This window comes from Halopseudomonas laoshanensis, from assembly GCF_008365385.1.
GTDB lineage: Bacteria > Pseudomonadota > Gammaproteobacteria > Pseudomonadales > Pseudomonadaceae > Halopseudomonas > Halopseudomonas laoshanensis.
In genome coordinates this window covers 117,765-136,909 of record NZ_QOVF01000003.1, presented here as the reverse complement: position 1 = coordinate 136,909, position 19,145 = coordinate 117,765, and the positions used below count along the sequence as shown (strand labels likewise).

The 19,145-nt window shown below is 61.1% G+C and carries 17 protein-coding genes; 6 read left to right on the top strand and 11 right to left on the bottom strand.

Features of this window, described 5'->3' with window-relative positions; all coding sequences use genetic code 11:
• Window positions 1–129 precede the first annotated feature (129 nt).
• Both DT594_RS11425 and DT594_RS11420 read right to left on the bottom strand, forming a co-directional pair.
• On the bottom strand, window positions 130–1,329 hold the full coding sequence (locus DT594_RS11425) for a 3-oxoadipyl-CoA thiolase (RefSeq protein ID WP_149332795.1): 1,200 nt from the start codon (window positions 1,327–1,329) through the stop codon (window positions 130–132).
• Between the two features lie 5 nt (window positions 1,330–1,334).
• Complete coding sequence (locus DT594_RS11420; protein WP_149332794.1) at window positions 1,335–2,849, bottom strand: 3-hydroxyacyl-CoA dehydrogenase; 1,515 nt, start codon at window positions 2,847–2,849, stop codon at window positions 1,335–1,337.
• 293 nt (window positions 2,850–3,142) lie between these two features.
• Between DT594_RS11420 and DT594_RS11415 the strand changes: the two genes are divergently transcribed.
• The 5 genes from DT594_RS11415 (at window position 3,143) to DT594_RS11395 (ending at window position 8,479) form a co-directional block, all read left to right on the top strand.
• Window positions 3,143–3,571: a PaaI family thioesterase gene (locus DT594_RS11415; RefSeq protein ID WP_149332793.1), complete on the top strand. Its 429-nt coding sequence runs from the start codon at window positions 3,143–3,145 to the stop codon at window positions 3,569–3,571.
• Window positions 3,572–3,581: 10 nt separating this feature from the next.
• The gene (locus DT594_RS11410; protein WP_149332792.1) at window positions 3,582–4,925 is read left to right on the top strand and encodes a hypothetical protein; all 1,344 of its coding nucleotides are present in this window, start codon (window positions 3,582–3,584) and stop codon (window positions 4,923–4,925) included.
• Between the two features lie 326 nt (window positions 4,926–5,251).
• Entirely contained in the window at window positions 5,252–6,064 is an 813-nt protein-coding gene (mutM, locus tag DT594_RS11405; protein WP_149332791.1) for a bifunctional DNA-formamidopyrimidine glycosylase/DNA-(apurinic or apyrimidinic site) lyase, read from the top strand.
• A gap of 146 nt (window positions 6,065–6,210) precedes the next feature.
• Window positions 6,211–6,552, top strand: coding sequence for a multidrug transporter (locus DT594_RS11400; RefSeq protein ID WP_149332790.1), 342 nt, complete (start codon window positions 6,211–6,213; stop codon window positions 6,550–6,552).
• Window positions 6,553–6,634: 82 nt separating this feature from the next.
• Entirely contained in the window at window positions 6,635–8,479 is a 1,845-nt protein-coding gene (locus tag DT594_RS11395) for a Na/Pi cotransporter family protein (protein WP_149332789.1), read from the top strand.
• Here the strand turns inward: DT594_RS11395 and ggt are convergent.
• The 6 genes from ggt to DT594_RS11365 all read right to left on the bottom strand — a co-directional run bounded on the left by ggt (window position 8,466) and on the right by DT594_RS11365 (window position 14,727).
• Entirely contained in the window at window positions 8,466–10,205 is a 1,740-nt protein-coding gene (gene ggt / locus DT594_RS11390; RefSeq protein ID WP_149332788.1) for a gamma-glutamyltransferase, read from the bottom strand. The genes DT594_RS11395 and ggt overlap by 14 nt on opposite strands.
• 4 nt (window positions 10,206–10,209) lie before the next feature.
• Window positions 10,210–10,458 (bottom strand): YfhL family 4Fe-4S dicluster ferredoxin, encoded by a 249-nt coding sequence (locus DT594_RS11385; protein WP_149332787.1) that lies wholly within the window; start codon window positions 10,456–10,458, stop codon window positions 10,210–10,212.
• A gap of 31 nt (window positions 10,459–10,489) precedes the next feature.
• The gene (coaD, locus tag DT594_RS11380; protein ID WP_096346962.1) at window positions 10,490–10,969 is read right to left on the bottom strand and encodes a pantetheine-phosphate adenylyltransferase; all 480 of its coding nucleotides are present in this window, start codon (window positions 10,967–10,969) and stop codon (window positions 10,490–10,492) included.
• Between the two features lie 83 nt (window positions 10,970–11,052).
• Window positions 11,053–12,642, bottom strand: coding sequence for a GMC family oxidoreductase (locus tag DT594_RS11375; protein ID WP_149332786.1), 1,590 nt, complete (start codon window positions 12,640–12,642; stop codon window positions 11,053–11,055).
• Between the two features lie 35 nt (window positions 12,643–12,677).
• Window positions 12,678–13,226, bottom strand: coding sequence for a twin-arginine translocation pathway signal protein (locus tag DT594_RS11370; protein ID WP_149332785.1), 549 nt, complete (start codon window positions 13,224–13,226; stop codon window positions 12,678–12,680).
• Window positions 13,227–13,284: 58 nt separating this feature from the next.
• On the bottom strand, window positions 13,285–14,727 hold the full coding sequence (locus tag DT594_RS11365) for a coniferyl aldehyde dehydrogenase (protein ID WP_149332784.1): 1,443 nt from the start codon (window positions 14,725–14,727) through the stop codon (window positions 13,285–13,287).
• A 138-nt stretch (window positions 14,728–14,865) separates the two neighbouring features.
• On the opposite strand from DT594_RS11365, the gene DT594_RS11360 reads away from it, so the two are divergent.
• Entirely contained in the window at window positions 14,866–15,510 is a 645-nt protein-coding gene (locus DT594_RS11360) for a TetR/AcrR family transcriptional regulator (RefSeq protein WP_149332783.1), read from the top strand.
• A gap of 26 nt (window positions 15,511–15,536) precedes the next feature.
• On the opposite strand, the gene rsmD is transcribed toward DT594_RS11360, so the two are convergent.
• The 3 genes from rsmD to DT594_RS11345 are packed head-to-tail and all read right to left on the bottom strand — an operon-like array spanning window position 15,537 to window position 19,065.
• Complete coding sequence (rsmD, locus tag DT594_RS11355; RefSeq protein WP_149332782.1) at window positions 15,537–16,109, bottom strand: 16S rRNA (guanine(966)-N(2))-methyltransferase RsmD; 573 nt, start codon at window positions 16,107–16,109, stop codon at window positions 15,537–15,539.
• On the bottom strand, window positions 16,106–17,671 hold the full coding sequence (locus DT594_RS11350) for a M16 family metallopeptidase (RefSeq protein WP_149332781.1): 1,566 nt from the start codon (window positions 17,669–17,671) through the stop codon (window positions 16,106–16,108). Before DT594_RS11350 ends, rsmD begins: the two co-directional genes overlap by 4 nt.
• Window positions 17,671–19,065 (bottom strand): M16 family metallopeptidase, encoded by a 1,395-nt coding sequence (locus DT594_RS11345; RefSeq protein WP_149332780.1) that lies wholly within the window; start codon window positions 19,063–19,065, stop codon window positions 17,671–17,673. Before DT594_RS11345 ends, DT594_RS11350 begins: the two co-directional genes overlap by 1 nt.
• Between the last annotated feature and the right edge of the window lie 80 nt (window positions 19,066–19,145).

Sequence of the window (19,145 nt, the reverse complement as noted above, 5' to 3'; positions counted from 1 at the left end):
TATACGGGTGGATGTGGTGGAGCACTTTATCAGAAAACAAGGCGGGAGCTTAGTTCAGTGGGGCGGGATGGGTGCTTGAAGCCCTTCGCGGCGAGGCCGCGAAGGGTTTACGAACAAAACAGACAGGTATCAGACGCGCTCGATAACCGCAGCCACACCCTGACCCAAACCAATACACAGACTGACCAGCGCATAACGCTTACCGGTACGCTCCAGCTGACGCAGTGCAGTCAGGGTCAGACGCGCACCGGAGGCGCCGAGCGGGTGGCCGACGGCAATCGCGCCGCCGTTCGGGTTCAGGCGCGGATCGTCAAAGGCAATGCCCAGTTGCTTGGCGCAGCCGAGAACCTGGGAAGCGAAGGCTTCGTTGATCTCGATCACGTCCATATCATCCAGGCTCAGGCCGGCACGGCTCAGCGCCTTTTTGCAGGCTTCAACCGGGCCCAGGCCCATCACCCGCGGAGCGACACCGGACACAGCGCCGGCGAGAATCTTCGCCCGCGGCTTGATGCCGTACTTCTGGCCAATAGCTTCAGAGCCAATCAGCAACGCGGCTGCACCGTCATTCACGCCGGAAGCGTTGCCGGCAGTGACCACGCCATCCTTGAACAGCGAACGCAGGTTGGAAAGCACTTCCAGGGTGCTGTCTGCACGCGGATGCTCATCCTGATCCACCAGCTTGGCTGGCTTCTTGCGGCCCTGGGAGACTTCAATCGGGTGGATTTCTTCGGCAAAAAAACCATCGGCACGTGCTGCTTCATACAATGCCTGGCTGCGCGCGGCGTAAGTGTCGGCCTGTTCGCGGGTAATACCCAGATCGGCGGCAACGTTGTCGGCGGTTTGCGGCATGGTGTCATCGCCGTATTCATCTTCCACCTTGGGGTTGGGGAAGCGCGCGCCGATGGTGCTGTCGAACGCGCGGAAATCGCGTGAGTAGGCACTTTCGCTCTTGGCAATCACAAAGGGCGCGCGGCTCATGCTCTCGGCACCGCCAGCGACAAACAGCTCGCCTTCGCCGGTTTTCACCGCGCGCGAGGCATCCAGAATCGCCGCCAGACCAGAGCCGCACAGACGGTTCACGGTCACGCCAGCGACTTCTTGCGGCAGCCCGGCCAGCAGGCCGGCGTGACGCGCGATATTGCGCGCATCTTCGCCCGCCTGATTGGTGCAACCCATGATCACATCTTCGTAATCCCGACCTTCAAAACCATTACGGGCAACCAGCGCGCGCATGACTTCAGCGAGCAGGTCATCGGGGCGCACGCTGGCCAGAGCACCGGCGTGGCGGCCAAAGGGGGAGCGCAAACCATCATAGATATAGGCAGTCATTCAAATTACTCCTGGATGTCGGGTGTGGTCAGCGGCAGGTCAAGCTGCACGCGGCGTCGCAGCCAGGGGCTGGGACGGTAGCGCGGCTCGCCATACACGGCCTGCAGATTGTTCAATACGGTGAGAATGTTGCACTTCTTGTAATGTTCGCCGAACGCCAGTGGGCCTTTGGGGTAACCCAGGGCCAGTTGAATGGCACGGTCGAGCGTGTCCGGCGTGGCGATGCCTTTCTGCGCAATCTCGCAGCCAAGGTTGACCACGCTGGCCATCAGCCGCTGGATAATAAAGCCGGGCGAGTCGTTGATTACTTCCACCGGCACACCGTCGGCACTCAGCGCCTGACGGGCCTGGGCAACGATCTCGGCACTGCTGGCCGGGTTGCGCATCAGCACGCGGCGCTTGTCCCAGTCGGCAAAGCAGTCAATCGCGACCGTGCGCTCGGCCGGCAGCGCCTGGCGCGCCAGGCTGTTGGTGCAGTCTTCACCCAGGGGAGCAACCAGGCAAATCGCCTCGGGGCTGGGGATATTGGTGTCTTCCAGTGTGGCGCCAGCGGCGGAGAGGGCAGCAGATACATTGCTGCGCACCACGTCATCATGGCTGTCCAGCCAGAACGGCCGGTTGACGATCACCGTTTCCGGTTCGGCTTCTGGCTGCTCGATCTTCTGGCCATCTTCGTACCGATAGAAGCCCTGCCCGGTCTTGCGACCCAGCAAACCCGCGGCCACGCGCTGGGCGGCAATAAAGGACGGGGTGTAGCGCGGGTCATGGTAGAACTGCTCGTAGACCGACTCCATCACCGCGTGCGACACGTCCAGGCCAGTCAGGTCGAACAGCTCGAACGGCCCCATGCGAAAGCCAGGGCCATCACGCAGAATCCGGTCGATCTGCTGCGGTGTCGCCACACCCTCGCTGAGAATGCGCAGCGCTTCGGTGCCGAACGCGCGGCCTGCGTGGTTGACCAGAAAGCCGGGGGTGTCCGGAGTGATCGCAGCAAAATGCCCGGCGTTCTCCGCCAGCTCGACCAGCCCCTGCACATAGCGCTCATCGGTGCGCTCGCCACGGACCACTTCGACAATCTTCATCAACGGCACGGGATTGAAAAAGTGGAAACCCGCAACGCGTTCGGGCCGCTTGCAGGTACTGGCAATGCGCGTAACCGACAGGGAAGAGGTGTTGGTCGCCAGCACGCAGTCTTCGCGCACGATGGCTTCCAACTGATCGAACAGCTTCTGCTTGACCTCGAGCAACTCGACGATGGCTTCAATCACCAGATCGCAATCTTTCAATGCATCGAGTTCGGCGGCCGGCTGCATGCGCGCCATGGTCGCCTCAAAATCCGCTTCGCTGAGCTTGCCCTTGGCCACCGAGCGCTGCAGCAGGTTGCGATTAAAGGCGATGGCATCATCAATCGCTTCAGCCCGGGTATCGTAAATCAGTACCTGCTGGCCACTGCTGGCGAACAACTGGGCAATACCGCGACCCATGGCTCCTGCGCCGATCACGCCAATTCGGTTGAACATGCAATGACTCCTTATTCACCCTGTCAATTCCGCATGGCGGAATAGTATTTCGTTTAAGATGGTGCGAGATTAAATCCTGCCGGGGATCAGCGCAAGTTCGCTGGCCTGAGATGGACCGACGTACCGCAGGTCGGTATTGCCTGTGGCATAATTGTCTCCCGCTGGTACAAATCGAGCTCAACATACAAGCACGCCCGCCCTTGGCGGTTTGCGCCGCTGTCAGCTTGAATCTCTATCGGATGTGGCAGAAACGAGTGTAGTAACAATAGCGTAGTTAAAAAGGGTAGGTGTCCGTGAATAAAGACCAACAGCAAGCCGTAGAACGCTCCGTTACCGGATTCTTTCAGGATGTGGGTTGTGAGTTGCTGGAGTATTCCGAAGGCCGCGCCGTGGTCGGGCTGACGCTGACACCGCGACATATGAACAACGCCGGCAACCTGCACGGCGGCGTTACCGCCAGCCTGCTGGATATCGCCATGGGCTTGTGCGGCACCTGGGCACCGACCGCCGAAGAACGACGGGTAGCCATCACCCTGTCACTCAATGTCAACTTCTCTGCAACCGCGCAAATCGGCACCCAGGTACGCGCCGTAGCGACCTGCCGCAGCGCCGGGCACAAGGTATTCATGGCTGCCTGCGATCTGCTGGATGAAAACGACAACCTGATCGGCTTTGGCGAAGGCGTGTTGAAAAAGGGTGCCTACCGCAAGGACCTGCCGTGAGCCAACGCGTATGAAACTGGCGCTGCTGCCACTTGGAGTAGGCCTGGAGCTGACGGCACTGCTGCTGCAATTGCCGATGCTCAGCTGGCTGGCCGCCGCCGTGTTTCTGCTGTATTTCCTGCTGCATTTCAGCCGCCTTAATCGTTACCCGCAGTGGCTGGGCATTATCACCCTGGCGGTATTGATCGCCGCGGCGCTGAATGCGCGAACGGACGCGAGCTTGTGGCCCAAACTCGCCGCATCAGCCGCCTATTACACCAGCTTCCTCGCGGCGCTTGGCCTGATGCAGCTGCTGGCCAAGCGTCTGCCGCAGCTCAGCGAACTGCATAAGGCGCTGCTCTCCGGCTCCAAGGTCGTGCTCTACCCACGCTATGTGCTCACCGCCGGCAGCATCGGTTCGATTCTTAATTTCGGCATGATGAACCTGCTCTGCGGCACCCTGACCACACATCTCAAGCGCTATCCACTGACCGATGACCAGCGCCGCGACGGCCTGCGCAGTGTCATGGTCACCACGCTCCGTGGTTTTGCCTTGGTGCCGCTGCTGGCGCCGACCAGTGTGACCATTGCGATCATCTCCCGGGAAATGCCCGAGCTGTCCTGGAGCGCCATGCTGCCCTACGGAATCGTTGCGGCGGTAATGATGATCCTGGTCGGCTGGCGCCGCGAAACCCGCGGCCTGCTGGCGCTACGAGACAATATCGGCGACAGCACGCGTGCCGAAGGCATGATCAGTCTGCTGCTGGGCAGTCTGTTAGGTTTGCTGGCCATTGGCGCCATGGCGTCAGTCTCGGCCCTGACCGCGTCGCAATCGGCGATGGTACTGGTGCCAGTCGGAGTCATCAGTTACCTCCTGTGGCGCGATCGCTCACCCAAGCGCGCGCTGGAAGAAGTAGCCGAGAATATGGGCAGCATGCATAACGAAATGTTTATCTTCGGCTGTGCGGCGCTGCTCGGTGGTGCCCTCGGCGCCATCGCCCCGCTGGAAGAAATCGCCGCCTGGCTCGCCGCCGAACCCAAATACAACCTGTTGCTCGCTGTCGCCAGCCTGTTCAGCACCATTACCCTGGCAGTGATGGGAGTGGCGCCGATCGTTTCGCTGTCGTTGATTGCAGGCCTGTTGGCGCAACTGGCGGTGCTGGGCGTGCCGATCATGACCCCGGCGGTCGGCTTGATGTGCGGTTTCTCGCTGGCGATGATCTGCTCACCCTTCGGACCCTCGACGCTGATCCTGTCGCGCTACAGCGGCGAGACGCCATTCCGCGTGGCGTTCGGTTGGAACGGACGCTTCGTCATGAGCGTCATGCCCCTGCTCTTGCTCCTGCTGTTCGGAACCTACTGGCTGCATAGTTAGTAAAGCGGCAAGCCACGAGCCACAAGTCAAAAAGAAGAAACCAGAAAGCTTCAGAGGGCATGTTGAGCTAACGCAGCGTTATCAGGCGCCGGTCAGAAGTCCCGCTTTGCTGTACCGTCGGAGCCCATGGATGGGCGACGCCGAGCGCCCAGGGATGGGACAGCGTGTCAGCAAAGCGGGGCTGCTGATCGGCGCCCCGCACAGACCCAGTGCTCAACATGCCCCACCCGGACTCAGCGCTCAACATGCGCTCACGCAGAATCTCTAGCACGCTCCGGCGCATAACCTCTAACATGTCCCCACGCTAACGTCTTACAGGCCGCTAAATGCCCGAACTACCCGAAGTAGAAACCACCCGCCGCGGCATTGCCCCGCATTTGGAAGGTCGCAAGGTCACCCGGCTGATTGTGCGCGACAGCCGTCTGCGCTGGCCGATCCCGGAAGATCTGGCAATCCAAATAGAAGATCAAACCTTCAGCCAGATCCGTCGCCGGGCCAAATACCTGTTGATGGATATCGGCGGCGGCAGCCTGATCAGTCATTTGGGCATGTCCGGCAATTTGCGTCTGGTACCCATCGGCAGTCCAGTGGGCAAACACGAGCACGTGGATATCGAGCTGGATTCGGGCATGGCGCTGCGCTACACCGATCCGCGGCGCTTTGGCGCGATGTTGTGGATCAAGGCTGGAGAGATGCATCCGCTGCTGTCACGGCTGGGTCCCGAGCCGCTGTCGGAGTTGTTCGACGGCGAGCGGCTCTATCAATGCTCACGGGGCAAATCCATGGCCGTGAAACCCTTCATCATGGATAACGCCGTGGTCGTCGGTGTCGGTAATATCTACGCCACCGAAGCCCTGTTTGCCGCCGGGATTGATCCGCGTCGTGAAGCAGGGCGCATCAGCCGCGCGCGCTATCAGATACTCGCCGAAGAGATAAAACGCATCCTCGCCTACGCCATCGAACGCGGCGGCACCACCTTGCGTGACTTCCTCGGCGGCGACGGCCAGCCCGGATACTTCCAGCAGGAGCTGTTTGTTTACGGGCGCGGCGGGCAACCCTGCAAGGTCTGTGGCACAGAGCTTTCAGAGTGTCGGCTAGGTCAACGCAGCTCGGTATTTTGTCGGCGTTGTCAGCGCTAAACCGGTCGGATCCAGGACCTGGTTGGCAATTTTCACGCACCTGATTCCGAAACCGGCGTAATGTGCCTACAATGAAGGCTGAAGGCTACCCCGGATGGGAGTCTCTCCAAGAATAACGCCTATGGGCAACTACCAGGGATTCAACTATGCGCCTGTTACGTCACACTACCGCTCTCATGGCTGGCATGCTGCTCAGCGCCAGCGTTCTGGCCCAAGAAAACTCGCATTCGCCTTATCAAGATCATGTTGAGAACCCCGGCATATTTGCCATGATTGGTGACCTCGTGATTGCCCGGCCCTTGCTGTTGGGCGTGACCGCGATTGGCGCAGCTGCCTTTGTAGTCAGTCTGCCTTTCACCCTGGCGGGCGGGAATGTGACAGAAGCAGGTCAGGAACTGGTCTTGCGTCCTGGTACCGAAACCTTTGTACGTTGCCTGGGTTGTACAAAAAGCGGTTATGGCCGTAGCCAGCAGGATGAAAATCTCTAAGCAGATTTTCCGTTCGATATGAGTTCAGGCCGCTGATTGTCACGTTGGTGGCCTGCAGCCTCTTTGCAGAGAAGTAAGGCTGATGCACGTATTGTTCAAACCACTCTGGGTGCCCGTTGTTCTACTGGTGCTCGTATTCCTGTTCGTCTGGAAGCCCGAGCTGGCCACGCTGGCAGCGGGCATCGCGCTGTTCATGCTAGGCATGTTCCATCTCGAAGATGGCTTCCGCGCTTTTACCGGCGGCGCCCTTGAACGCTGGCTGAAGCGCAGCACCAATCGCCTGTGGAAAAGCCTGCTGTTCGGCATTACCAGCACCGCGCTGGTGCAATCCAGCTCCCTGGTTACCGTACTCAGTATTGCCTTCCTCAGCGCTGGCATGATCAGCCTTGTGGCCGGTATTGGCATTGTGTTCGGTGCCAACCTGGGTACCACCACCGGCGCCTGGTTGATTGCTCTGGTGGGCCTCAAAGTCGATCTCGCGCTCGTAGCCATGCCTTTGCTGGTGTTCGGTGTGCTGCTCGGCCGGCGCATGGAAAGCCTGTGGAAGGGCGCAGGTCAGGTACTGCTCGGGGTGGGTCTGCTGTTTCTCGGCATCGACCTGATGAAGGACGGCTTCGCCAGCTTCGATGGCCTGCTGGCGCTGGACGGCTTTGCGGTAGAGGGTTGGACTGGCGTGGTGCTGTATGCGCTGTTGGGCCTGGTAGCGACCATTCTGATGCAGTCCAGCCATGCGGCCATGATGATCACTCTGGCTGCGTTGGCCAGCGGCCAATTGGCTTACGGTAATGCGCTGGCCATGGCGATTGGCGCCAACTTGGGCACCACCGTCACCGCGCTGCTAGCTGCTCTGGGCAGCAACAACGCCGGTCGCCGCCTGGCGGCTGCGCATATTTTGTTCAACCTGGTCACAGCGCTGGTCGCCCTGGCGATATTGCCGAGCCTGACGCGCTCGGTAGACTGGCTGGCCGATGTGCTGGGCATAGCCGCAGATGCCTACACGCTCAAGCTGGCGCTGTTTCATACCCTGTTCAATGTCCTGGGCTTGGCGATCATGCTGCCCTGGATCCCGCTGATGGTGAAATGGCTGATGCGCTGGCTGCCTGACGCCACATCCGTTGGCAGCCCGCGGGAAAGGCATGCAGCCTTGAGCGAGCAGCCGCGCATGCGCGCACGCTTTCTCAATGACTCAGCCCTGCAGCATGCGGATACCGCGCTTAAGGTACTGGGCCAGGAAGTGCAGAATCTCGGCGCATTGAGCCGCCAGGTGATTGCCGCTGCGTTGTATCTGCCGCCGGGCAATCTCAGCGATCTGTCCCGTGAGCAGTTGCACAAGTTGGTACTGCGCGCCGTGCCTGAAGATCGCCGCGAGGATGCTGACGCGCTGTACGAGCGGCATGTCAAAGGCGTGTACGCGGACATTATCGACTTTATCAGTCGGATGGATCTGTCACTGCTGCCGGCCCAGCAGCAAGTTCTGATGGACTACAACGCGGCCGCCCGCGAGCTGATAGAAGCGGTAAAAGCGGCCAAGCATCTACAGTCCAATCTGCGCAAACAGATCGACAGCCGCCAACCGGCAATCCATGAAGCCTACGATCTGTTGCGTGAACAGGGCGGTCAGGCGCTGGTGGATATGGGGCGGTTGATGAACATGCAAGGCGACACGGAAGCGCGGGGAGAGTTGTTCGGCGCTTATGAGGAGCAGGAGCGGCTATTTGCCGATCATTTCCAGCAGACCATTCAGACGCGTCTGCGTAACCGGGAGCTGGACGGCTGGCAGGCCTCATCGATGCTCAACGATCTGCATTACCTGTTGCGCGTCCGTCAGCACCTGTACCGCGCGCATGCCGAGTTGCATGACCAGGATGCGCAGGTACTCAGTACTTCGCCCACCGGGCGTATCGAGCCATCGCTCAGTCTGCCGTAACCGCGCGCGGCTCAGCGTTACGCTGGGCCGGCTGCTCGGCGCGCGCTTTAACCTGAGCCTGGCCCACGCCGCGCGGATCACTGGCAGCCTGCAGTTCGCCGGTCTGCTTGTTCCAGTGCACTGCGTGCATATCGCCGTAATCCCGGCCCACCGGCTTGATGCTGTGGCCCAGCGCTTCCAGCTCGCTTTGCAGTTGCGGGCTGAAGGCGCCGTCTTCGATCTGAATATGATCTGGCAGATACTGATGATGGAAGCGCGGTCTGCTGACCCAGGCCTCTACGTTCTCGCCCTCAATTGCTTCCAGCGCGCCCAGCAGCACCATGGTGATGATGCGGCTGCCGCCCGGTGTACCCAGAATCGCCAGTTGCTCACCGCTTTCCAGCATGGTCGGGGTCATGCTGGATAACGGCCGCTTGCCCGGCCCGACACTGTTGGGTTCGCTGCCGGCCAGTTGATAGGCATTTTCGCCGGTGGGGTCGGTGGCAAAGTCATCCATTTCGTTGTTCAGCAGCACCCCGGTGCCGGGCACCGTGAAAGCCGCGCCGAACGGTAGATTGATGCTTAGCGTTGCAGCCACGGCATTGCCCTGGGCGTCGATCAGCGAAAAGTGCGTGGTATCGGTGCCCTGGCTGAACGGCGCAGGGTCTCCCAGCTCGCTGCTCGGCGTGGCTCTGTTCGGATTAATGCTGGCGGCCATGGCCTGGGCATGTTCGGCGGACAGCAGTCTTTCTGTGGGTACTTCAACAAAATCACTATCACCCAGCAGCATGCGCTCGCGGTAACTGCGGCGCATCAGCTCCACCAACTGGTGAGTCCAGGTGGTTGAGCCGGGAGTTGCCTGCGGCAATGCTTCGAGCCCCTGGAGTATGTTGGCCAGCGCAATGCCGCCGGCGGAGGGCAGGGGCGCGCTGAAGACTTGCATACCGAAGCTGTTAAAGCTGACCGGTTGGCGTTCAATCACCCGGTAATTATCCAGATCAGCTTGCTTCCAGGCTCCGCCGCCAGCGTGCACGGCATCCAGCAGTAGCTTGGCCACCGGCCCCTGATAGAAGCCCGCGTGGCCGCGTTCGGCCAGGGCGCGTAGGGTCAGCGCCAGTTCCGGCTGACGGATCAGCGTGCCCACGGCGGGGATGTCGCCCTCGCGCAGGAACAGCCGTGTGGTTTCAGCGTTGCGACGCATCGCCTCCAGTCTAAAACCACCAAGCATGCGGTAACGCTCGGTCACGGCAAAGCCCTGCTCTGCGGCGTTGATCGCCGGCTGCAGGCTCTGCTTCAGGCTCAGATTGCCATATTCCTCGGCCAGCAACACCAATGCGGCGGGCAGGCCCGGAATACCGGCGGCGCGGGGGCCGTTCAGCGCAGGGTCACGTTGAAACTTGCCGTCAGCATCCTGATAGAAGTCGCGCCCAGCGGATAACGGGGCGGTTTCCCGCGCATCGAGGAAGCGATAGTCGGTGCCGCTTTCAGCCTGCTGGCGCAGCAGAAAGAAGCCGCCGCCACCCAGCCCGGAGCTGTAGGGCTCGGCTACTGCCAATGTGGCTGCAACCGCGACAGCAGCATCGAAGGCATTGCCGCCCTGGTCGAGAATCTGATGGCCGGCGGCGGTGGCAGCAGGGTGAGCGCTGGCGACGGCTTGCTGGTTTGGAGTTTGCGCCTGGGTGAACGGGGCGAAGATCAGGGCACACAGCAGAAGCAGAGGCGCTACCTGACGCTGGGCTAAGAGCATCGGCTCAGTTGCCTGTCAGGATATGATATTTGGCCATCAGCTCCTCCTGGCTCTCCACATTTTCCGGATCCAGGGGAATACAGTCGACCGGGCAGACCTGCTGGCACTGCGGCTCGTCAAAATGCCCCACGCATTCGGTGCAGAGGTTAGGGTCGATCACATAGATCTCTTCGCCAGCCGAGATCGCCCCGTTGGGGCACTCAGGCTCGCAGACGTCGCAGTTGATGCAATCGTCGGTAATGATCAGCGACATGAATCGATAACTCCGTGGGCCGTTGGCCCGGTTACTCGTGGTAGCGCTTGATCAGCGCGGCGTTCACCGAAGGGTGCACGAATTTGGTAACGTCGCCATTTAGAGCGGCGATTTCCCGAACCAGCGAAGAGGAAATATACGAATATTTTTCCGACGGGGTCAGGAACAGGCTTTCGACATCGGGGGCCAGCACCCGGTTCATGTTGGCCAGCTGGAATTCGTATTCGAAATCCGAAACCGCGCGCAAACCGCGCAACAGCACATTGGCATCGACCTTCTTGACGAAATGCGCAAGCAGTTCGGAAAAGCCCACGACTTCCACGTTGGGTATGTGGCTGAGCACTTCCCGCGCCATGTTTACCCGCTCGTCCAGGGTAAACGCCGGATTCTTCTTGGTGCTGGCGGCCACGGCAACAATCACCTTGTCGAACAGCCGCGCGGCGCGCTCGACCAGATCGGTATGGCCTTTGGTGATCGGATCGAAAGTGCCGGGATAAAGAACCGTATTCATGCGCATGTTCCTGCAGCAGTGTGGATGGGGCAGATGGTAGCTGAATGGCGTCCCGGGGCCAACCAGCGTGATCAACCCAACGGCTAGGCCAGAGTTTTGGCCAGGTCCGTCGCCAGCCGCGCTACCAGGCCATAAATGGATAGTTGCGGGTTGGCGCCAATGCTGGTGGGAAACAGCGAGCCATCCAGGATCGACAGATTCTCCAACTGGTGATGTTGCCCTTTGCTGTTGGTCACCGCGAGCATCGGATCCTCGCCCATGGCGCAGCCGCCCATTACGTGGGCACTGGCCAGACGCACATCGTAGCGTGCGTAACTCAGGTTGTTCACCTGCTCCTGAAAGTCCTGCCAACTGCTGCTCAGGCGGCCCCGACTGTGGGTCGGCATCACCGCGGTGGCGCCAGCGGCGAACTGGATTTCACCCATGGCCAGCCAGGCACGGCGGGCGCCGTCCCAGATGTAATCGTCCAATGGGTAATCCAGCACCGGGCTGCCGTCATCACGCAATACGACTTCACCGCCCTGGCTGCGCTCGTCAAAGCCGTCACGCATCAGCGCGATCAGAATATTGCTCTGCGCCAGCTTCTGCATACGCTGGAAGTGGTCCTGGCCATAGCCCCCCAGCAGCGCAGCGGTGATGCTTGGCTGCATGGGCGGTACTTCCAGCTTGAAGCCGATCGGCCCTGTGGTGCCGTTGTTCCACTGAAAGTGGTCGGAATACACCGACTGCGGCGCGCCATAGAAACCATTGATGGTCTTGTCGTACTGGGCCAGGGAAAAATTCACCGGGTGCAAGAAGGTGCGTTTACCCAGCCGGCCATGGGGGTCGGGGGCTTTGGAGCGCATCAGCAGCGCCGGGCTGTTGATCGCGCCGCCGGCGAGAATCACATGGCGGCCACGCAGCCGAACGCTGCGGCCGTCTGCGCGGGTCATCTGTTCATTCATGCCGCGGCAGAGTACTTCTGTCACCTGATCACCCTCGAACACCAGTTGCTCGGCCTTGAGCCGGTGAATCAGGGTTGCGCCCTTTTCCAACGCGGCGGGCAGAGTGGTGACCAGCATTGATTGTTTGGCGTTGGTCGGGCAGCCGGTACCGCAATAGCCCAGGTTCCAGCAGCCGCGCACGTTGCGCGGAATGACTTCCCAGTGCCAACCCAGAGCTTCGCAACCGGTGCTGATCACCTCGTTGTTGGCATTCGCCGGCACCGCCCAGGGCGCGACGCCCAGGCGTTCTTCCATGCGCGCAAACCAGGACGCCATGCTCGCGGAATCCAGACCCTTGACCCCATGCACCTGTTCCCAGTGGGCGAGGGTCGGGTCTGGGGTGCGGAAGCTGCTGGTCCAGTTGACGGTGGTGGTGCCGCCCACGGTGCGGCCCTGCAGAATACCAATGCCGCCGTCCTGGGTGGCGCGGGCCAGGCCCTCCTGATATAGCTCGGCATAGGCCTTGGCCTCGTCATTCTTGAAGTCGCTGGAGGTTTTCAGTGAGCCTTCTTCCACCAGCAAGACCTTGAACCCCGCATTGGCGAGGATCTCGGCACTGGTGCCGCCACCAGCGCCGGTGCCGATGATAATCACGTCCGCCTCGAACGAGCGGTCGGCGTCTAGTTCGCCGGCATCAATTACTTGCCAGCCGCGGGCTATACCTTGCAAAAAAAGATCAGGAACGGGCATCTCGGGTCACCTGGGCAGTGGCGAAAAAGGGAGATTCAGATGGCTGGCGGGCCGGGGTAGCCGGTGGCTTCCCAGGAAACGGGCAGCGCGTACCAGGCCATCTGCAGCGCCTGGTTCAGCGCGCTGTGACCCTGGCGTAACATATCCAGGCGGCTGTCGCGCCAGCGCTCCAGAAACGCCCGCACCTCCGCATCGCTGGCGTTTTCCCAGCTTCCCCAGATCCCGGTCAGGGGGCCGCGGGTGACGCCCATGCTGAGCAGCCCGAACAGATCGGATACCTGCTTCTGCGCTGCCGTGGAGGTCCACGCCAGGGTCTTGTCCAGTTGCGCGATGGCAGCGTCCAGATTGGCCGGATTCAGCGCCGGGTGCGGGCCGACCAGCGTCTTCATGATGGCTTTGAGCATCGGAATATCGCTGTCGCGCAACACCTGAAAGCCGCTCGCCGGCGCGTCGCTGCTACAACCGGACAACGTGGCGGTCAGGCCCGCAGTCGCCAGCACTGCGCTGGCGCCGACACCGAGCTTGAGCAGGCTTCGGCGACTCAGCTGGATTGAAGCCCGCTGTGTTGAAGAGTGAGTCGACATGGTGTGCGTCTCATTTGTTTTTATGGGTTGAAACACGTTCTGTCAGTGCTGTTTGAGGTCACCGGATAAAGAGTTTGTACACCAGTTTCAGGATCATCCCGCCATAGGGAGGGTAGATCGGCTTGGCGCCGTTAAAGCGCTGCTTGATATACACGCCCTTGGCCTTGCTGAACGTCAGGAAACCCTCGTGGCCGTGGTAGTGGCCCATGCCGGATGGCCCGACGCCGCCGAACGGCAGGTCGTCCTGGGCCACATGCAGGATGGTGTCATTGATGCACATGCCACCCGCATGGGTCTGCTCCATCAGCCGCTGCTGTTCGGCCTTGTCATAGCCGAAGTAATACAGTGCCAGCGGCCGCGGCCGGTCGGCCACGTACTGCATCGCTTGATCCATGCTGTCGTAGGGCACGATCGGCAGCAGGGGGCCGAAGATTTCGTCCTGCATGACTTTCATGTCGTCGCTGACATTCAGCAGCAAGGTCGGGGCGATGACCCGTGTCTGGCTGAAATCTTCCGTGCGCGGGTTCAGCTCGATTACCTGCGCGCCCTTGCTGCGCGCATCGTTCAGATAACCCTGAATACGCTGATGCTGGCGCGGATTGATGATTTGCGTGTAGTCCGGGTTGGCCGCCAGGTGCGGATAGAGCTTGCTGAACTGCTTGCCCAGCGCGGTGACCAGCTCTTCTACCCGGCCGCGCGGGCAGAGCACGTAATCGGGGGCGACGCAGGTCTGACCAGCGTTCACGCCCTTGCCGAAGGCGATCCGCTCGGCGGCGTCATCGATCGGCACCTCGAGTGAAACAATCGCCGGGGACTTGCCGCCCAGCTCCAGCGTGACCGGGGTCAGGTTCTCTGCAGCAGCGCGCATCACATGGCGACCGATGCCGGTGCCGCCGGTGAACAGCAGATGATCTAGTGGCAATCGCGAAAAGGCCTCGCCGACCTCCGCCTCGCCGGTGATCACGGCAACCTGATCCTCGGTAAAAATCTCAGCCAGCATGCGCTCGAAGGCTTCGGCGGTGGCCGGGGTGGACTCGCTCATCTTGATCAGCACCCGATTGCCGGCAGCCAGCGCTGCCGTGAGCGGGCCCATGGCGAGATAGAGCGGGTAGTTCCAGGGCACGATTACGCCGACCACGCCCAGCGGTTGATAAATCACCTGCGCCTTGCCGGGCTGAAAGGCCATGCCGACGTGGCGTTTGGAGGGCTTCATCCAGCGTCGTACGCGCTTGGTAACGTAATTGATGCCTTCGATCGACGGCAGAATTTCCGCCAGACGCGTTTCGTCCGCCGAGCGCCGGCCAAAATCCGTGCTGATCGCCTCGATCAGGCTCTGCTGGTGGTCGAGCAGGGCACCTTTAAGCGCCTTGAGCATTTCAATGCGATTATCGGCGGAGGGCATTGGATGCTGTTTGAATGCCCGTTGCTGCGTGGCAAAAACCTGATGCATGCGGGAAATCGACTGCTGCTGGTCCTGCATATAGGCAATATCGGCTACCATGTGGCCTCCACAGAGTCCGCTGAACGGCTCTGGTTTTATGATGACTATTGAGCTTTTTAGAGCAATTGCTCTAAGCTGTCAAACAGACTTTGCATCATCCGCCCTGGCAGCCGGATCTCAGGTAATGGAAACAAGATAATGAAAACCCGTGATCGCATTCTTCAGGCTAGCCTGCAACTGTTCAACGAGCAGGGCGAACGGCTGGTGACCACCAACCATATTGCCCAGCATATGGGCATGTCGCCGGGCAATCTGTACTACCACTTCCGCAACAAGCAGCAGATCATCGCCGAGCTGTTCAGCCATTACGAAGCCCAGGTGGATGATTATCTGCAGGTGCCGGCAGGGCGTGAACTGGAAGTGGCGGACAAGGCGGTTTATCTGGAATCGATTTTCCGTGGCCTCTGGGAGTACCGTTTTCTGCATCGCGATCTGGAGCACCTGCTCAACAGTGACGCAGAATTGGCCGGCCGTTACCGGCTGTTTTCACGGCGCTGCGTGCAGAGTGGGCAGACGATCTATCAGGGGCTGGTGGACGCCGGCATTCTTTGCGCCGAGCGCACCGATCCGCAGGCGCTGGCGATCAACAGCTGGCTGTTGATGACCGGTTGGGTAGGCTTTCTCTGTGCCTCGGTACTGGATGAGCAACAGCCGGAACTGACCCCGGAGCTGCTGCGCCGGGGCGTGTATCAGGTGTTGTCACAGGAAACCGGGCTGCTGACCGAGCGGGTCAGGCCCGCTGTCGAAGCAATGCTGCGGGATTATTACGTACCGCTGAAATAGGCCTTGATCAGACGCGCGGCCTGGTCTCAGGTGCGCTGCCAGAGGCTGTACCACACCTGGCCGGCGCGTTTTTCGCGATGCAGGCTCCAGTTCGCCGGCCGCTCCAGCTGCGTAGGCCGCAATTCGCTTTCGGTATAAATCCAGGCGTTGGCGGTCAGCCAGCCGTTGGCTTCCAGCGCGGCGCAGCTGGGCGCCAGCAGGCCCTGATGAAAGGGCGGATCAAGGAACACCAGGTCGTAGGGCTTTTCCGGGCTGCCGGCCAGGAACGCCAGCGCGTCCTGCTGCTGGATATCCGCATGCGTGCAGGCCAGCGTCTGCAAATGCCCACGCAGGGTATTGACCACATCGCGGCTGCTGTCGCAGGCCAGCGCGTAAGCCGCCCCGCGCGACAGCGCTTCCAGCGTCAGCGCGCCGCTACCGGCGAAAGGGTCCAGGCAGCGCGAACCTTCTATCCGGCCACTCAACCAATTGAACAAGGTTTCCCGCACCCGGTCCGGAGTCGGGCGCAGGCCGGGTTGCTCGGTAAAGGTGAAACGGCGGCTGCGCCATTCACCGGCGATGATGCGCAGCTGGCTGGTTCTGGCGGGGGTGTGCTTCATGCTTCGGGCGCCTCCGTCGCTGCATCGCTTGTTGGCTCGGCGGGCGCATCCTCGGCGCTCATTTCCTGGTCTGCTTCCACTTCAGGCTCTGGTAACGGCTGGCCGACGGTGACGATCAACCGCTGCTCTTTGCTCAAGTGACGCTGAAACGCGGAACGCACATCCTCGACCGTGAGTTTCTCCACCTGATCCAGAAACAGCTGCAGGTGATTGAGCGGCAGATTGTAGAAGCCGATCATGCCCAGCTGACTAACGATGGCGCTATTGCTGGCGGTGGATAGCGGAAACTCGCCCATGATCTGGCGCTTGCTGCGGATCAGCTCGGCCTCGGTCGGGCCCTCCTCGATAAAGCCGTCCAGGGTGGTATTGATCACCTCCAGCGCCTGCTCGACCTGATCAGTCCGCGTCTGCATATTGATCACGAAGGGCCCGGTGGCCTGCATCGGCGAAAAATTGCTGCTGACCGAATAGGACAACCCACGGGTTTCTCTGATCTCTTCCATCAGGCGTGAACCGAAGCCCGAGCCAAGTATCTGATTCCCGACGTAGAGCGCCGGGTAGTCTTCGGCGCTGCGGCTGACGCCCAGCTGACCCAGCATGATATGCGTCTGTTGCGAATCGAAGTCCACATGCCTGCGCGCGGACTGGATGGGTTCCGGTTCCGTTACCGCTGGCGCTGCGGGCCCTTCCGGCAATGCGCTGGACAGGCGCGCGGCAATGCGCTCGGCCTGCTGACGGTCGACATCACCTACCAGTGAGATCACCGCATTGCCTGCCGAATAGTATTGCTCGTGAAAGGCGCGCAGATGCTTCGGAGTGATTTCCGCCAGGCTCTCGGGTTGGCCTTCCGGCAGGCTGGCATACGGGTGGTTGCCATACAATCCGCTCCAGAATGCTTCGCTGGCTTGTGCGGCGGGGCTTTGCAAACGGAACTGCAGCCCGGCCAGAAGCTGATTGCGCAGGCGCTGGTAGGCATCTTCGGGAAAGTCGGGCTGGCTGACCACCTGGGCGAACAGCGCCAGGGCCGGGTCGAGCTTGTCGGCAGCGGTCAGGCTGCGCACGCTGACCAGCGCCATATCCCGGTGGGAGCTGTTTTCGAACTCGGCCCCCAGGTTCTCGAAGCCGGCGGCGATTTCACCTGAATCCAGCCCGGCTGCGCCTTCATTCAACATGCCGTTGACCAGCGTGGCCAGGCCGGGCAGCTCGCCGTCGCGGCTGGCGCCAGCGGCAAACAGCAACTGCAGATCAAGCATCGGCAGCTCGCTGGCCTGCATGAAATACACGCGCGCACCTTCGGCGGTGGTCCAATGCTGCAGATCCAGAACGCGGCGGGCCGGAGCCTTGTCGCGGTCGATGCTTTGCAGCGTGGTCAGCGGCGGAATGGGGTCGAGTTCCGGATCCACATCCGGAACGCTGACGGCGGGTGTTTCGGTTGTGTCGGTGGTGGCCGCAGGCGGGGCGCTGGGCGCTTGATTGCGCTCGTTGATCAGGACGGCAACGATCAGAATCAGCACCGCCACAGCCACGATCCAGCGTAGTGGGGACATCGGCTTGGCGGACATCAGTTGCTTTCCTCTTGTGTGTTATTTGCGGCCGGCGACCCGGCGGCAGGCGACCCTGCGGCAGGCAAAATATGCCCACGGGTCAGGCGTTCGCTGACCAGATAGCGTCGGGCGACTTCGCTGACCTGCTCGGGCGTTATCGCCTCAAGCGCTGCCGCGTCCTCTTCGATCAACGTCCAGGGCAGGCCTACGCTTTCCAGCTGGCCAATCTGCGTGGCCTGATGGCTGATGCTGTCCTGCTGGTAGACATCCGCAGCAATCATCTGGGTTTTCACCCGGGTCAGTTCGGCGGAGGATGGCGGGGTGTTCTTCAGCTCGTCGATTTCCTTCCACAAGGCTGCTTCCAGCTGCTCGAGGCTGATATCGCGCGCCTGATTGGGCAGGCCGTTGAGGGTGAACAAGGTGTCGCCGCGGGTAAAGCCGCTGTAACTGGCGGACGCTGAAGTGGCAATCGACTCACCGCGTTCCAGCCGGCTGGCCAGTCGCGCGCTGTAGCCGCCATCCAGTACACCGCTGAGCAATCTCAGCGCATGCACTTCCCAGGCCTCGGCGGCGGTGCTCAGGCTTGGCACATTGAAACTCAGCAACAGGCTGGGTAATTGCACGTCCAGATGCATGGTCACTTCACGCTCGGCACCGCCGGGCAGTTCCAATGGCTTTTTGTGATCCGGCACCGGGCCAGCCGCGATGGGCGCAAAATGCTTTTCCACTAGCGGCTTGATTTCGTCCAGGGTCACATCGCCGACAATCACCAGCACCGCGTTGCCCGGCACGTAGTGGGTGGTGTACCAGGCGCGCAGATCCTCAACGGTCAGCCGTTCGATATCATGCATCCAGCCGATCACCGGCTGCGCGTAGGGGCTGGCGATATGCGCCTGGGTCAGATAGCGCTCATAGGCCAGGCTGTTGGGATTGTCATCGACGCGCAGGCGACGCTCTTCCTTGATCACCTCCATCTCGCGGATAAACTCATCTTCCGGCAGCGTGGCGGTATGCATTCTTTCAGCTTCCATTTCCAGCGCAATCGGCAGCTGGTCACGGCTTAACACCTGGTAATAGGCGGTGTAATCGCGGCTGGTAAAGGCGTTTTCTTCGGCGCCCAGGCTGCGCAGCACGCGCGAGGATTCACCCGGTCCGAGGTTCTTGCTGCCCTTGAACATCATATGTTCCAGCGCGTGGGAAATACCGGTCTGGCCGGGCGGCTCATAGCTGCTTCCGACTTTGTACCAGATTTGCGAAACGACCACCGGGGCGCGATGGTCTTCACGCACTATGACCTTCAGGCCATTGTCCAGCGTCAGCTCGTGAGTGGGTTGGCGGGCGTCTTCCGCCACAACCGGGCTGGCGAGAACCGCCAGCAGAAAATAACCAAGTGAAGTCTTCAGCCGTAACATGCATGCATCCTGTAGGAACTTACCGCCTGCGGCGGAAGTGGGGTAGGATAACCCAACCTTCAACGCGGTGGCTAAACAGC